Consider the following 15,080-nt stretch of genomic DNA (forward strand, 5'->3'; position numbering starts at 1 on the left):
GTCACCCAGCGTAGGCAAGCGTGCCGGACACCGGAGTCAGCCGGAGGGCCGATCCGGCTCCGCCGCTCCTACTCCGCAAGGTGGAGGCAGTCGCCGGTCGCGTGCCCCGGGTGGGGGGCGAGCGGACGATGCGGCTTCCGGGACGCCGCCTAGGCTGATCACCGTGGCGGTGAGCAGCAACGACGGCGAACGGCGCGGCTGGCGGGCGGCGGCCGAGGAGGCGCTGTACGGGCCGGAGGGTTTCTACCGGCGGCCGGAGGGGCCTGCCGCGCACTTCCGCACCTCGGTGCACGCCTCGCCGCTGTTCGCGGGCGCGGTGGCACGGCTGCTGTGCCGGGTGGACCGGCTGCTGGGCCGCCCGGCGGAGCTGGACTTCGTGGACATGGCGGCCGGGCGGGGCGAGCTGGCCGGAGGTGTGCTCGCCGCGCTGCCCGGCGAGGTGGCCGGCCGGGTGCGGGTGCACGCGGTCGAGATCGCCGGCCGCCCGGCGGGGCTCGATCCTCGCATCGCGTGGCGCGGCGAGCCCCCGGAGCGGATCTGCGGGCTGCTGTTCGCCAACGAGTGGCTGGACAACGTGCCGGTGGACGTGGCGGAGGTGGACCGGGACGGCGTGCCCCGGCGGGTGCTCGTCGGACGGGACGGCACCGAGCGGCTCGGCGAGCCGGTGGCGGGCGAGGACGCGGACTGGCTGGCGCGCTGGTGGCCGCTGCCCGCCGAGCCGGGGCTGCGGGCCGAGATCGGCCTGCCCCGGGACACCGCCTGGGCGCGGGCCGTCTCCCGGCTCGCCCGGGGGCTGGCGGTGGCGGTGGACTACGGGCATGTGTCCGGTGAGCGGCCCTGGTACGGCACGCTCACCGGGTTCCGGGACGGGCGCGAGACGGCGCCGGTGCCGGACGGCTCCTGCGACCTGACCGCGCACGTCGCCCTGGACGCGTGCGCCGCCGCGGCACCGGCCGGCCTGACCGGCGCACGCGTGCTCACCCAGCGCGAGGCCCTGCGCGCCCTCGGCGTCACCGGCGCCCGCCCGCCGCTCACCCTCGCCTCCGAACGCCCGGCGGACTACGTACGCGCCCTGGCGCGCGCCGGTCAGGCGGCAGAACTCACCGCGCCGGGCGGCCTGGGCGACTTCGGGTGGCTGCTGCAGCCGGTGCGGCTGCCGGACGGGGCCGAGGTGCTGCCGGACACCGCCGGCGGCGCGGGGCTATTTGTCGATGTCCCCGACGACGAAGAACATTGAGCCCAGGATCGCCACCATGTCCGCCACCAGCGTCCCCGGCAGCAGCTCGGTGAGCGCCTGGACGTTGTTGAACGACGCCGAGCGCAGCTTGAGCCGGTACGGGGTCTTCTCGCCCTTGCTCACCAGGTAGTAGCCGTTGATGCCGAGCGGGTTCTCGGTCCAGGCGTAGGTGTGCCCCTCGGGTGCCTTGAGCACCTTGGGCAGCCGCTGGTTGACCGGGCCGGGCGGCAGCTCGGCCAGCCGGTCCAGGCAGGCGTCGGCCAGGTCGAGCGCGGTGTGGGTCTGCTCCAGCAGGCACTCGAAGCGGGCCAGGCAGTCGCCCTCCTGCCGGGTGACCACCCGCAGCACGTCCCCCAGCTCCCCGTAGGCCAGGTACGGCTCGTCGCGCCGCAGGTCGAAGTCGACGCCCGAGGCGCGCGCGATGGGCCCGCTGACGCCGTAGGCGTGCACGGTCGCGGCGTCGAGCACTCCGACGCCCCGGGTGCGCCCGCGGAAGATCTCGTTGCCGAGGACCAGGTCGTCGAAGACGTCCATCCGGGAGCGCACGGCGGCCACCGCGGCCCGCGCCCGGCCGGGCCACCCGGCGGGCAGGTCCTCCTTCAGGCCGCCGACCCGGTTGAACATGTAGTGCATCCGGCCGCCGGAGACCTCCTCCATGACGTTCTGCAGGACCTCCCGCTCCCGGAACGCGTAGAAGACCGGCGTGATGCCGCCCAGCTCCAGCGGATAGGAGCCGAGGAACATCAGGTGGTTGAGCACCCGGTTCAGCTCGGCGAGCAGCGTGCGCAGCCACACCGCGCGCTCGGGCACCTCCATGCCGAGCATCCGCTCCACCGCCAGGACCACGCCGAGTTCGTTGGAGAACGCCGACAGCCAGTCGTGGCGGTTGGCCAGCACGATGATCTGCCGGTAGTCGCGGGCCTCGAACAGCTTCTCAGCGCCGCGGTGCATATAGCCGATCACCGGTTCCGCGCGGGCGATCCGCTCACCGTCCAGCACCAGCCGCAGCCGCAGCACCCCGTGCGTGGACGGGTGCTGCGGGCCGATGTTGAGCACCATGTCGGTGCTCTCCGCGGCGCCGCCGATCCCGACCGTGGTCTGGGTCGTAGGAGTCATGCACCCAGTTTCTCGTACGTACGCTTGGCCTGTGGAAACGGGGAGCCGCCAGGTGGGGCGGACGAGCGAGGACCAGCCGGTGTGGACGGCGCTGCCGCCGGGACTGCTGAGGATGCGCCGGCTGCTGCTGGTGCTGTGGGCGGCACTCGCCGCCGTGGCGGTGGGGGTGCCGCTGGGCGTGCTGCTGGCGCCCGCCTGGGCGGCGTGCGCGCTGCTGCCGGTCGCCGCGGCGGTGTGGGGCTGGGTGCTGCTGGGCCGCAACTGGCGTTCCTGGCGGTACGCCGAGCGCGCCGACGACCTGCTGATCAGCCGGGGTGTGCTGTGGCGGGAGGAGACCGTGGTGCCGTACGGGCGGATGCAGCTGGTGGAGGTCACCTCCGGGCCCGTGGAGCGGCGTTTCGGGCTGGCCACGGTCCAGCTGCACACGGCCGCCGCCGCGACCGACGCGACCATACCGGGCCTCGACCCGGCCGAGGCGGAACGGCTGCGCGACCGGCTCACCCGGCTCGGCCAGGCCCGATCGGCGGGGCTGTGACGGCGCCGGGCGACGGCACCGGGCGGGGCGGCGGCGAGCGGCGGCTGCACCCGGTCACACCGCTGCGCCGGGCGTGGGCGCCGCTGGCCGTGATCGTCGGGTGGGCCGTGCACGACCCCGACCAGGCGCACCGGCAGCTGTCCCGGCTGACCCCTGCCATGCTGGGCCTGGCTCTCGCCGTGCTCGTCCCGGCGGCCGCCGTGTACGGGGTCGTCTCGTGGTGGTACACCCGCTACGCGGTCACCGACGCCGAACTGCGCATCCGCACCGGCCTGCTCTTCCGCCGCACCGCGCACATCCGGCTGGAGCGCATCCAGGCCGTCGACGTCACCCGCCCGCTGCTCGGCCGGCTCGCGGGGGTGGCGAAGCTGAAACTGGACGTGATCGGGGCGCGGAAGAAGGACGAGCTGGCCTTCCTCGGTGAGATCGAGGCCCGTGCCCTGCGGGCCGAACTGCTCGCGCGGGCGGCCGGTGCCGCCCCCGGCGCGGCACACCGGGCGGGAGAGGCGCCGGCACGGCAGCTGGTGCGGGTGCCCTCGGGGGTGCTGGCGGCCTCGCTGCTGCTGCTCGTGCCGACCTGGGCCAAGCTGGCCGCGTCGCTGGTCGTGCCGGTGCTGCTGTGGCTGATCACCCACCAGCCGTGGCCGGTCCTGGCCACCGCGGTGCCGCTGGTCGGCGGCGCGGTGACGAGCAGCGTGCGGCGGTTCGCCGGCGCCTGCGACTGGACACTGAGCGAGTCCCCGGACGGCCTGCGCATCGACCGGGGCCTGCTCGACCGCACCCACGAGACGGTGCCGCCGGGGCGGGTGCAGACGGTGCGGCTGGTGCAGCCGCTGCTGTGGCGGCCGCTGGGCTGGGTGCGGGTGGAGCTGGACGTGGCCGGCTCGTCGAACTCGCTGCTGCTGCCGGTGGCGCCCCGGCACATCGCCGAGCCGGTCGTCGCCCGGGTGCTGCCCGGGGTGACGGTTCCGGCGGACACGGAGCTGCTGCGACCGCCGCGGCGCGCCCGGTGGTGCCTGCCGCTGTGGTGGCGGGCTCAGGGGATCGCGGTCACGGACACCGTGGTCGCCGCCCGGAGCGGCCTGCTGCACCGTCGGCTCGCCCTCGTCCCGCACGCCAAGGTGCAGAGCGTGCGGCTCACCCAGGGGCCCTGGCAGCGGGTGTGGCAGGTCGCCGCCCTGCGCCTGGACACCGGCGCGAACCGGACGGTGACGGCGCATCTGCGGGACGCCCAGGAGGCCGCCGGGCTGCTGCGGGCCCAGGCCGTGCGGTCCCGGACGGCGTGCCGCGCGGCGCGGCAGGACGGCCGGACGGCACGCAACGCCGGGCCCGGGACGGCGTGGGACGGGCTCGGACAGCGGTGAGGGGTGCGGCCCGGTGGACCGCACCCCTCGGTGCTGCACCCCTGCGGGGGTTGCGGGCGAGCCCTGCCGGACTCGCGCGGGACGTGTCTGCCGGCCCTCAGGAGGCCGCGGACCGCAGCCCCTGGACGTCGATCTGCTCGGTCTCGTCGTGCGCGGTCAGGTCGATGACCTGCCCCGCGGCCACCGGGCCCGCGCCGGCTGGCGCGGAGCCGGACTCCGACTCGGCCTGGTGCGCGGCGAGCGCCTCCTCGCCCACGACGTCGGCCAGGTCTTCGTTCTGGACGGCCTCCAGGGCGGCGACCGGTGCCTTCTTGCGCGTGCCCTTCGCCGTACCGCTCTTGGTGCCGAAGAAGTCGAAGCCTCCCTCGGTCACCGGGCGCGGGGCGGGCGCGGCCGGTACGACGGCCACCGCGGCCGGCACGGTGACGTGTCCGCCCGGCGGCCGCACCCGGCTGCCCGGCGTGGGCCGGGCGGCATCGGCCGCGCCGTCCCGGCCGGCGGATCCGGCCACGGCGTCCCGCGCACCGGAGGCAGCCCGGTCCGCGGGGGCGGTCTGGGCGGCGGCGAGCCGGGCCAGGGCGGCCCCGGCCCGCCGGAACAGTTCGGCGCCCTCGGGAGAGGACAGGGCCACATGGCCCGCGGCGGGGACGTCCGGCGTGCCCGCCGGTGCCGTGCCCTGCCGGTCGGCCGCGGCGGCCGGAAGGGCGCGGGCCTCGTGGCCGGCCTCCAGCTGCAGTTGGCGGCGGCCCTCCAGGGCGCTGGCGCGCTCGGTCTCGGCGGTGGCGTACCGGCGCAGCAGCGCCGCGTGCTCGTTGCGCAGGCCGGACAGCTCGGCCCGCTTGGCACGCAGCTTGTTCTCCAGGCGGGTCCGCAGCTCGCGCGACTCCTCCAGGTCCGCCTCCAGTTCGGCGAGGCGTTCCTCGAAGCGCCACTCGTCGCTCGTCCGCGCGCGGGTGAGATCGGCGACCTTCCGGCCGGCCTGGGCGTCCCAGCGGCGCATGACGACCGCCCCGGTGACCGCCGTGGCCGCGGCGGCCAGGGAGAGCAGGCGCAGCACCACCGGCGCGGTGGTCACCCACGGGCCCAGGGCGCAGACGAGGGAGACACCGGCGATCGCCGAAGGCGGCAGCAATCTGTGCAGGGGTGGGGAATGGCGGTGACGTCCACGTGGCATGGCCAGAAACCTACCGCGCGCCGGTGATTCGCGGTGGGCCGCCCCGCGAAATGGCGGCCATACCGAAATCTTCACGACGCATCAGCCGCCCGGGGCACCTGCCGGGCACCCGGGAAACGGAGTGCGGCTCCTTTCCGGGGCATCTCCCGGGGCTCCCGGACCCCCTTTCATGATCATTTTCAGCTCTCGGCCAGACGACCGCTCATCCACTCCAGAGCCGGAGGGATCTCCCGCTTCCAGGTGGTGAAGTTGTGACCGCCGCTGTCCAGGATGATCGAGGAGATACGGGTCTTGTTCGTGGCTTTGACCGCGTCGATGAACTCCAGGGTGGATTTGTAGTCCCGCTCGCCGTGCCGGCTGCTGGTGACGAGCAGTGAAGTCTCCGGTGCGGGAAGGTGGTGGATGCTCCACATCAGGTCCGCACGATTGCGCAGATTCGTGTTCCCGTGGAAGAGATCACCGGTCGTCGGATCGATCGGCGCCTTGTAGTACGCCGAGAGACCGACACCCACGGTGTACCGCCCGGGGTGGTGCATGGCGAGTTTCAGCGCACAGTAACCCCCGGTGGAATCACCGATGATGCCCCAGCTGCCCGCCCCCCTGCCGACCCGGTAGTGCGACAGGACGGCCTCCGGCAGATCCTCGGCGAAGAACGTCTCGGTCTGCGGGCCGCCCGGGACGTCCACGCACTCGGTGTCCCGCGGCGGCGCCAGGGTCGGCCGCAGCATCACCAGGACCATCGGCTGCATCCGCCCCTTCTTCGCCAGGTCGTGGGCCGTGCGGGGGTACTCCAGCTTGCTGATGAGCGCCTGCGCCGTGCCCGGATAGCCGGTGAGCACCACCGCCACCGGGAAGGTCCGCGTCCGGTACTGCGGCTGGAAGTACTCCGGCGGCAGGTAGACGTAGGCGGGCGTGACGATGCCGGTCCTGCGGCCCTCGATGCCGACCTTCTGTATCTGCCCGCTCAGCCGCGGCAGGGACGCACCGGCCGCCATGACCTTCTGGGTGCCGACCACCTGCAGCCGGCCGTCCGCCGCCCCGCCGGCCGCGTGCTCGACCACCACGCCCTCGTCGGTCTCCTGTCCGAACAGGTCCGCCCAGTTGGCGTAGAACCCGAAGGCCTGGTTGGCGGCGAGCCCGACGCAGACGAAGACCGACAACTGTGTGGCCAGCAGCATGACGACGCGTCCGGTGACGGCCCGCCAGCTGCGGCGGGCCAGCCGCGGCCACAGCCACACCGTGGCGGCGAACAGCACGACGGCGCAGAGCACCGCCAGCGCCAGCACTTTCCTGCTCGTGAGACCCATGGGCTCTTCCCTGTCCGCACTTCTCCTCGCAACGCCCCCGGCCGCAGTGGGCTCGCCCGGGCCCGAAGCCGGCCTCGACCCGGCTTTACGGTGACGAGTGAACCTGCTTGCCCCGGACTCCGTCCTAGAGGGCGCAATGTCGCCGGTTGCCCGGTAGGCACCGGACCCACGGTCTCTCGCGCAACGACGGGATGCGATGTCTGTCAGGATAGATGGGGAAATGTCGGTCCAGGTTCCGGTTCGGTCCAGCCGACTGCGGCGCATCCTGCGCGGGCCCCGCCCCGAGTCCGTCCCCACGCTCGTCGGCCGGGCCTGCGCGGTCGTCGGGCTGCTGGACATCGCCGCAGGGGTCTTCCCGCGCTTCCGGCACAGCCGGATGCACGCCATCGCCGAGGTGCTGCCCGGCTCCTTCGGCCCGTTCGCCGCGGCGCTCTCGCTCAGCGCGGGCGTGCTGTTGCTGCTGCTCGCGCACGGCCTGAAACGGCGCAAACGGCGTGCCTGGCGTGCCGCGGTCGCCCTGCTGCCCTTCGGCGCGGCGGCCGAGTTCCTCTACCGGCACTCGGTGGCCGGCGTCGTCATCGCGCTGGCGCTGCTCGCGCTGCTGCTGGCACACCGCAAGGAGTTCGCGGCCCTGCCGGATCCGCGCAGCCGGTGGCGGGCGCTGGCCAACTTCGTGCTGATGAGCGCCGGTTCGATCGCCCTGGGCCTGGTCATCGTCAGCGTCCACGCCCGCCGGATGGTCGGCGACCCGAGTTTCGCGGACCGGCTGACCCACGTCGTCTACGGGCTGGTCGGCGTCGAGGGTCCCGTCGACTACCAGGGCAACACCTCCTGGACGGTGGCCTTCTGCCTGGGCGCCCTGGGCTGGCTCACCGCGGTCACCACGGTCTACCTGTCCTTCCGGCCCGAGCATCCGGCCGCCCGGCTCACCGAGGAGGACGAGGCCAGGCTGCGCGCGCTGCTCGCCAAGCACGGCCGCCGCGACTCCCTCGGCCACTTCGCGCTGCGCCGCGACAAGGCGGTCGTCTTCTCCCCCAGCGGCAAGGCGGCGATCACCTACCGCGTCGTCTCCGGGGTGATGCTCGCCAGCGGCGACCCGATCGGGGACGTGGAGGCCTGGCCGGGCGCCATCGAACGCTTCATGGACGTGGCCAGGGCCCACTCCTGGACCCCGGCCGTGATGGGCTGCTCGGAGACCGGCGGCCAGGTGTGGACCCGGGAGACCGGTCTGGACGCCCTGGAGCTGGGCGACGAGGCGGTGGTGGACGTCGCGGATTTCTCGCTCGCCGGACGCGCGATGCGCAATGTGCGCCAGATGGTCAAGCGCATCGAGCGGGCCGGCTACGAGACACGGGTGCGGCGCGTGGCTGACCTGACCGACGCCGAGCTGGACCGCGTGCGGCGGGCCGCCGACGCCTGGCGCGGCACCGACACCGAGCGCGGCTTCTCCATGGCCCTGGGCCGCATCGGCGACCCCGCCGACGGCGACTGCCTGATCGCGACCGCCCACAAGCAGGACGCCGAGCCCGGCGAGTTCGGCGATCTGAAGGCGATCCTGCACTTCGTGCCGTGGGGCCCGGACGGCGCCTCGCTGGACCTGATGCGGCGCGACCGCACGGCCGACCCGGGGATGAACGAACTGCTGATCGTCGCGGCGCTGCGGTCCGCCGGGAAGTTCGGCATCACCCGCGTCTCGCTGAACTTCGCGATGTTCCGCTCGGCACTGGCGCGCGGCGAGAAGATCGGCGCGGGACCGGTGCTGCGCGCCTGGCGGCGGGTGCTCGTGTTCCTCTCCCGCTGGTTCCAGATCGAGTCGCTGTACAAGTTCAACGCCAAGTTCCGGCCGCGCTGGGAACCGCGGTTCGTCGTCTACCGCGCCCCCGCCGACCTGCCGCGCATCGGTTTCGCCGCGATGCAGGCGGAGGGCTTCGTCACCCTCGCCCTGCCGCTGCCGCGCGTCCTGCGCCGCCGCGCCGCCGCCCGCCCGTGCGCCCACGCACTGGGCGAGCGGAACGTCCGCGCGGCCTGAAGCCCGCCGCCGGCGCCCTCTCCCCCGGGGGGCCGGCGGCGCCCCGCCCCGCCCCGCCGCACCACCCCCGGGCGGCGGGGCGCCGGGCGGGCACCACGAGGAAGGCGGGCTCGTCGGGGCAGGCCCTAGGCTGAACATATGAGCAACCACAACGGCCGAGTGGCGGGCCTGCCGGCGTGGGACCGGTGCGCGGTCATGGGAGTCGTGAACGTGACCCCCGACTCCTTCTCCGACGGCGGCCGCTGGTTCGACACGGCCACCGCGGTCAAGCGCGGCCTGGACCTGATCGCCCAGGGCGCCGACCTGGTCGACGTCGGCGGCGAGTCCACCCGGCCCGGCGCGCCCCGCGTGGACGAGGCCGAGGAGCTGCGGCGGGTGATCCCCGTCGTGCGCGGTCTGGCCGCCGAGGGCGTCACGATCTCCGTGGACACCATGCGGGCCCGGGTCGCCGAACAGGCTCTCGCAGCCGGTGCCGCCCTCGTCAACGACGTCAGCGGCGGCCTCGCCGACCCCGCGATGATCCCGGTGGTCGCGGACGCGGGCGCCCCGTTCGTGGTCATGCACTGGCGGGGCTTCCTGCGGGGCCCGGCCGTCCGCGGCGTCTACGACGACGTCGTCACCGAGGTCGTCGACGAGCTGCGGGCCCGGGTGGAGGCCGTGGTGGAGGGCGGCGTCGGCGCCGACCGCATCGTGATCGACCCCGGACTGGGCTTCTCCAAGGAGGCCGAGCACGACCTGGCGCTGCTGGCCCGCCTCGACCGGCTGCGGGACCTCGGCCTGCCCCTGCTGGTCGCCGCGTCCCGCAAGCGCTTCCTCGGCCGGGTGCTGGCCGGGCCCGGCGGCACGCCGCCGCCCGCCCGGGAACGCGACGCGGCGACGGCCGCCGTCTCCGCGCTCGCCGCGCAGGCCGGCGCGTGGGCGGTGCGCGTGCACGAGGTGCGCGCCACGGCGGACGCGGTACGCGTCGTGCGCGCCATCGAGGAAGCGCGGGCGATCACGGACGCGCCGCACCGTGCGCAGGCAGCCGAGGACGACGTCCGGTGAGCGCCGCCCACACCGACGTCGCGGAGGTGGAGGCCGCGAACACCGCCTACTACGAGGCACTGGAGCGCGGCGACTTCGAGGAGCTGACCTCGCTCTGGCTCGCCCCCTCCGACGTGGGCGTCGACGAGGAGTACCACGACCCGGCCGACTCCGGTGTGATTTCCTGCGTCCACCCGGGCTGGCCGGTGCTCACCGGGCGCGGTGAGGTCCTGCGCTCCTACGCGCTGATCATGGCCAACACCGACTACATCCAGTTCTTCCTCACTGACGTGCACGTCTCGGTCACCGGCGACACCGCGCTGGTGACGTGCACCGAGAACATCCTCAGCGGCGGCCCCGCGCCCGAGGACGGCGAGGGACCCGGGCCGCTGGTCGGCCAGCTGGTCGTCGCCACGAACGTCTTCCGGCGCACCCCGGTGGGCTGGAAGCTGTGGTCGCACCACGCCTCCCCGGTCCTGGCCGAGAGCGACTCGGACGACGAGGACCGGCCGGACGACACCCCGGCCTGAGCGAAGGCGTCCGTCCGCCGCCGGTCCGGCCCGCGGCGGACGTGGCCGGAATCACGATGACGCCGCCCCCAGGCGGTCGCCGTGCTTCAGGTGCCCGCGTTCTCCTGCGGAAACGCCCGGCCGGTGATCACCCGACCGCCCGGTACGGCCGTGCTGGGGGCCTGGCGCTGTCGGTGGTCGCAGGTAGATTCGTTCGAGGCCGGGGTACTGCCCGCACGCGGCGGGCGCCGGCCCCGACCGACGATTGCAGGAGTGATTCGCGTGGATCGTGTCGCGCTGCGCGGCCTGAAGGCCCGCGGGCACCACGGGGTGTTCCCCACGGAGCGCGAGGAGGGCCAGACCTTCCTCGTGGACCTCGTCCTGGGCGTGGACACCCGCCCGGCCGCGGCCGACGACGACCTGGCGAAGACCGTGCACTACGGCATCGTGGCCGAAGAGGTCGTGGCCGTGGTGGAGGGGGAGCCCGTCAACCTGATCGAGACGCTCGCCGAGCGCATCGCCGACACCTGTCTCCGGCACGAGGCCGTGCAGGAGGTCGAGGTGTGCGTGCACAAGCCGGACGCGCCGATCACGGTCCCCTTCGACGACGTGACCGTCACCATCACCCGGAGCCGAGCATGACCGCATCTTTCAGCCAGGGCCCCACCGATCCCATCGTCCAGCCGGTGCCCGCGTCCGTCACCGAGAAGGTCGACGCGGCCGACACCACCCTGCAGAACCCGAAATGGGCCGTGCTCTCCCTCGGCTCCAACCTGGGCAATCGCCTGGAGACCCTGCAGGGGGCCGTCGACGCCCTGGAGGACACCCCCGGCGTGCGCGTCAAGGCGGTCTCCCCGGTGTACGAGACGGAGCCGTGGGGCGTCGAGCCGGGCAGCCAGCCCACCTACTTCAATGCCGTCGTCCTGCTGAAGACGACGCTGCCGCCGTCCTCCCTGCTGGAGCGGGCCCACGCCATCGAGGAGGCTTTCCACCGGGTGCGGGACGAGCGCTGGGGCCCGCGCACTCTCGATGTCGACATCGTCTCCTACGCCGGCGTCGTCTCCGAGGACCCGCAGCTCACCCTGCCCCACCCCCGCGCCCACGAGCGCGCCTTCGTGCTGGCACCGTGGCACGACGTGGACCCCGAGGCGGAGCTGCCCGGGCACGGGGCCGTGGCCGGGCTGCTCGACGCCGTCACCCGGGCCGGCGTGGCCCCGCGGGCGGACCTGGAACTCAGGCTCCCCGAGTAGTCGTTAAGGTCGAGAAGATCCTTACGACATTCAGCGGCACGACCAGCCCCCGGCGGGGGCCGGACCGGGCCGGCCACACCCGGCCGCGGTCCGGGGGAGCTGAAGGGACACCGTGAAAGAGCTGCGCATCAGGGTGCTGATCGGCGTGTTCGTCGTCGCGGGCGTGCTGTCCTGGGCGGCCGCCCGGCTGTGGAACTCGGTCGGGACACTGCCCAGCGTTCCCCTGGCCGCCCCGATCGTGCTGGCGCTGATCGCGGCGGTGCTGCTCGCCACCGCGCTGTCCCTGCGCAGCCGCCTGAGGGCCCAGCGCGAGCGGCGGCCCGACGCCAAGGGCGTGGACCCGCTGATGGCCGCCCGCGCGGTCGTCTTCGGCCAGGCCAGCGCCATCGTGGCCGCCCTGGTCGCCGGGATGTACGGCGGCACGGGCGTGTTCCTGCTGGAGCTGCTCGACATCCCCAGCCGCCGCGACCAGGCCTTCTACGCCGGTTTCTCGGTCCTGGCGGGGCTTGCGGTGATAGCGGCAGCCCTGTTCCTCGAGCACGTCTGCAGGCTGCCCGAGGACGACGACGACCAGAACCACGGCACCGCCGCGCCGGCTGCCTGACCGGCCTGCCCGGGCGAGGTGCCGCCGGGCCTGCGAGGCACCGCCGGGCTCACCGGCGGGCCGTGACGCGTCCGGTCAGCGCGCCATGATCAGGCTCATCGCCTCGTTGCGGGTCGCCACGTCGCGCAGCTGACCGCGCACCGCCGAGGTGAGGGTCTTGGCGCCGGGCTTGCGGATGCCCCGCATCGACATGCACATGTGCTCGCACTCCACGACCACGATCACCCCGCGCGGCTCCAGGATCTCCATCAGGGAGTCGGCGATCTGCGTGGTGAGTCGTTCCTGCACCTGCGGGCGGCGGGCGAACACGTCCACCAGCCGGGCCAGCTTCGACAGACCGGTGATCTTGCCGCTGGCGGACGGGATGTAGCCGACGTGGGCGACGCCCCTGAACGGCACCAGGTGGTGCTCGCAGGTCGAGAACACCTCGATGTCCTTGACCAGCACCATCTCGTCGTGCCCCAGGTCGAACGTCGTCGTCAGCACGTCCTCGGGCTTCTGCCACAGCCCCGCGAAGATCTCCTTGTACGCCCGCGCCACCCGGGCCGGGGTGTCGCGCAGCCCCTCACGGTCCGGGTCCTCGCCGACCGCGATCAGAAGCTCGCGTACGGCGTTCTCGGCGCGCTTCTCGTCGAACTCGCCGATGGTTCCCTCGCCGTCCAGCGTCACGGGGTCGGTCATGTGAAGCCTCGTTCCTGTGTATCTCAGCCACGACGTACCAAAAGCCGCGCCCCCCAGGCTAGAACCAGGGGGGCGCGGCTGACATTCCGGGGCCGTGGGCCCCGCCCTGCCGACGGATCAGGACTCCGGACGGTCCTCCGGGGTCTGCTCCTTCGGGGCGGCATCCGCGGTGGTGGACTTCACCGTGCTGACCGTCGAGCCGTTCGCCCCGTTGGTCAGCGCCAGCTCCTTCGGGGAGAGCACCGGCGGGCGGGTGGACGGGGTCCGGCGGGAGGAGCCGGTCCACGCGGGCCGCGGCGGCCGCTTGACGACCGGGGCGAAGATCTCGGCGATCTCCTCCTTGCCCAGGGTCTCCTTCTCCAGCAGGGCCAGGACGAGGTTGTCGAGCACGTCGCGGTTCTCGACCAGGATCTCCCAGGCCTCGTTGTGCGCGTTCTCGATGAGCTTCTTGACTTCCTCGTCGACCAGCGCGGCGACCTCCTCGGAGTAGTCGCGCTGGTGGCCCATCTCCCGGCCGAGGAACGGCTCGGAGTTGTCGCTGCCGAACTTGATCGCGCCCAGGCGCTCGGTCATGCCGTACTGGGTGACCATCGCCCGCGCCATGGCCGTGGCCTTCTCGATGTCGTTCGCGGCACCCGTGGTCGGGTCGTGGAAGACCAGCTCCTCCGCCGCGCGCCCGCCGAGCATGTAGGCCAGCTGGTCCAGCATCTCGTTGCGCGTGGTGGAGTACTTGTCCTCGTCCGGCAGGACCATCGTGTAGCCGAGGGCACGGCCGCGGGACAGGATGGTGATCTTGTGGACCGGGTCGGCGTTCGGGGAGGCCGCCGCGACCAGGGCGTGACCGCCCTCGTGGTACGCGGTGATCTTCTTCTCCTTGTCCGACATGATCCGGGTCCGCTTCTGCGGGCCGGCGACGACGCGGTCGATCGCCTCGTCCAGCATCTTGTTGTCGATCAGCTTCTTGTCGCTGCGGGCCGTGAGCAGCGCGGCCTCGTTCAGGACGTTGGACAGATCGGCACCGGTGAAACCGGGCGTGCGGCGGGCGACGGCGGCCAGGTCGACGTCGGGCGCGACCGGCTTGCCCTTCTGGTGGACCTTGAGGATCTCCAGGCGGCCCTGCATGTCGGGGCGGTCGACGGCGATCTGCCGGTCGAAGCGGCCCGGACGCAGCAGCGCCGGGTCGAGGATGTCGGGCCGGTTGGTGGCGGCGATCAGGATCACGCCGCCCTTGACGTCGAAGCCGTCCATCTCGACGAGCAGCTGGTTCAGCGTCTGCTCGCGCTCGTCGTGACCGCCGCCCAGGCCGGCGCCGCGGTGGCGGCCGACGGCGTCGATCTCGTCGACGAACACGATCGCCGGGGCGTTCGCCTTGGCCTGCTCGAACAGGTCACGGACCCGGGAGGCACCCACACCGACGAACATCTCGACGAAGTCGGAACCGGAGATCGAGTAGAACGGCACCCCGGCCTCGCCGGCGACGGCCCGCGCGAGCAGGGTCTTGCCGGTGCCGGGCGGGCCGTAGAGCAGCACGCCCTTGGGGATCTTCGCGCCGACGGCCTGGAACTTGGCCGGCTCCTGCAGGAACTCCTTGATCTCCTGCAGCTCCTCGACCGCCTCGTCCGCGCCCGCGACGTCCGCGAAGGTCGTCTTGGGGGTGTCCTTGGTGATGAGCTTGGCCTTGGACTTGCCGAAGTTCATCACCCGGGAGCCGCCGCCCTGCATCTGGTTCATCAGGAACAGGAAGACGACGACGATGAGCACGAAGGGCAGCAGGGACAGCAGAACGCCGACGAAGGGGTTCTGCTTGGACGGCGAGACGGTGTAGCCGTCCGGGATCTGCTTGTCCTGGAACTTGGTCTGCAGCGTGTTGGCGATGGTCACGCCCTGGTCGCCGATGTAGCTCGCCTGGATCTTCGAGCTGCCCTCGACCTTCTGACCGTCCTTGAGCTCGACCTTGATGGTCTGCTCGTCACCGGTGGTCAGCTTGGCCTGCTGCACCCGGTTGTCGTTGATCGCTGCGACGACCTGGCCCGTGTCCACCGTCTTGTAGCCGCCGGAGGACCCGACGACCTGCATCAACACGACCACGGCAAGGACGGCCAGCACGATCCACATGACCGGCCCACGGAAGTATCGCTTCACGTCCATCCATACGGAGCGGTGCCGCCCCGTCCCTCCTGCCATAGTGAGTTTGATAAGACAGTTCTTCCGACGGTACCCCAGCACGGTGCCTCGTGGCCGCACGGGAGAG

14 protein-coding genes are annotated in these 15,080 nt (G+C 73.1%); 9 read left to right on the plus strand and 5 right to left on the minus strand.

From position 1 onward, the window contains the following. Positions 1-154 precede the first annotated feature (154 nt). A complete protein-coding gene (locus tag IE286_RS12845) occupies positions 155-1,237 on the plus strand; it encodes an SAM-dependent methyltransferase (protein ID WP_267969797.1) in 1,083 nt (360 codons plus the stop codon). On the opposite strand, the gene IE286_RS12850 is transcribed toward IE286_RS12845, so the two are convergent. Next, a complete protein-coding gene (locus IE286_RS12850) occupies positions 1,202-2,353 on the minus strand; it encodes an NADH-quinone oxidoreductase subunit D (RefSeq protein ID WP_189796818.1) in 1,152 nt (383 codons plus the stop codon). The two genes, IE286_RS12845 and IE286_RS12850, sit on opposite strands and share 36 nt — an antisense overlap. Positions 2,354-2,384: 31 nt before the next feature. Here IE286_RS12850 and IE286_RS12855 point away from each other — a divergent pair, with 31 nt between their 5' ends. Both IE286_RS12855 and IE286_RS12860 read left to right on the plus strand, forming a co-directional pair. Then, a complete protein-coding gene (locus IE286_RS12855; RefSeq protein ID WP_229862522.1) occupies positions 2,385-2,888 on the plus strand; it encodes a PH domain-containing protein in 504 nt (167 codons plus the stop codon). Continuing rightward, a complete protein-coding gene (locus tag IE286_RS12860; RefSeq protein WP_189796897.1) occupies positions 2,873-4,252 on the plus strand; it encodes a PH domain-containing protein in 1,380 nt (459 codons plus the stop codon). The genes IE286_RS12855 and IE286_RS12860 overlap by 16 nt, the downstream gene beginning before the upstream one ends. 97 nt (positions 4,253-4,349) lie before the next feature. On the opposite strand, the gene IE286_RS12865 is transcribed toward IE286_RS12860, so the two are convergent. Further along, a complete protein-coding gene (locus tag IE286_RS12865; RefSeq protein ID WP_189796820.1) occupies positions 4,350-5,426 on the minus strand; it encodes a hypothetical protein in 1,077 nt (358 codons plus the stop codon). A 179-nt stretch (positions 5,427-5,605) separates the two neighbouring features. After that, entirely contained in the window at positions 5,606-6,733 is a 1,128-nt protein-coding gene (locus IE286_RS12870; RefSeq protein ID WP_189796821.1) for an alpha/beta hydrolase, read from the minus strand. A 220-nt stretch (positions 6,734-6,953) separates the two neighbouring features. On the opposite strand from IE286_RS12870, the gene IE286_RS12875 reads away from it, so the two are divergent. The 6 genes from IE286_RS12875 (at position 6,954) to IE286_RS12900 (ending at position 12,148) form a co-directional block, all read left to right on the plus strand. Continuing rightward, positions 6,954-8,762 carry a phosphatidylglycerol lysyltransferase domain-containing protein gene (locus IE286_RS12875; RefSeq protein ID WP_189796822.1) on the plus strand — a complete coding sequence of 603 codons (1,809 nt, stop codon included), beginning with the start codon at positions 6,954-6,956 and terminating at the stop codon, positions 8,760-8,762. 138 nt (positions 8,763-8,900) lie between these two features. Then, a complete protein-coding gene (gene folP, locus IE286_RS12880) occupies positions 8,901-9,806 on the plus strand; it encodes a dihydropteroate synthase (protein ID WP_189796823.1) in 906 nt (301 codons plus the stop codon). Beyond that, positions 9,803-10,315: a nuclear transport factor 2 family protein gene (locus IE286_RS12885; protein ID WP_189796824.1), complete on the plus strand. Its 513-nt coding sequence runs from the start codon at positions 9,803-9,805 to the stop codon at positions 10,313-10,315. The genes folP and IE286_RS12885 overlap by 4 nt, the downstream gene beginning before the upstream one ends. Positions 10,316-10,576: 261 nt before the next feature. After that, on the plus strand, positions 10,577-10,936 hold the full coding sequence (folB, locus tag IE286_RS12890; protein ID WP_189796825.1) for a dihydroneopterin aldolase: 360 nt from the start codon (positions 10,577-10,579) through the stop codon (positions 10,934-10,936). Then, positions 10,933-11,544, plus strand: a complete 612-nt coding sequence (gene folK / locus IE286_RS12895) for a 2-amino-4-hydroxy-6-hydroxymethyldihydropteridine diphosphokinase (RefSeq protein WP_189796826.1) — start codon at positions 10,933-10,935, stop codon at positions 11,542-11,544. Before folB ends, folK begins: the two co-directional genes overlap by 4 nt. A gap of 112 nt (positions 11,545-11,656) precedes the next feature. Further along, a complete protein-coding gene (locus IE286_RS12900; RefSeq protein WP_189796827.1) occupies positions 11,657-12,148 on the plus strand; it encodes a DUF3180 domain-containing protein in 492 nt (163 codons plus the stop codon). Positions 12,149-12,223: 75 nt separating this feature from the next. On the opposite strand, the gene folE is transcribed toward IE286_RS12900, so the two are convergent. Together folE and ftsH are read right to left on the minus strand one after the other, a co-directional pair. Then, positions 12,224-12,829: a GTP cyclohydrolase I FolE gene (gene folE / locus IE286_RS12905; protein WP_125500188.1), complete on the minus strand. Its 606-nt coding sequence runs from the start codon at positions 12,827-12,829 to the stop codon at positions 12,224-12,226. A gap of 117 nt (positions 12,830-12,946) precedes the next feature. Further along, positions 12,947-14,977, minus strand: coding sequence for an ATP-dependent zinc metalloprotease FtsH (ftsH, locus tag IE286_RS12910; protein WP_189796828.1), 2,031 nt, complete (start codon positions 14,975-14,977; stop codon positions 12,947-12,949). Between the last annotated feature and the right edge of the window lie 103 nt (positions 14,978-15,080).

The organism is Streptomyces thermodiastaticus (assembly GCF_014656135.1).
GTDB classification, from domain to species: Bacteria; Actinomycetota; Actinomycetes; order Streptomycetales; family Streptomycetaceae; genus Streptomyces; species Streptomyces thermodiastaticus.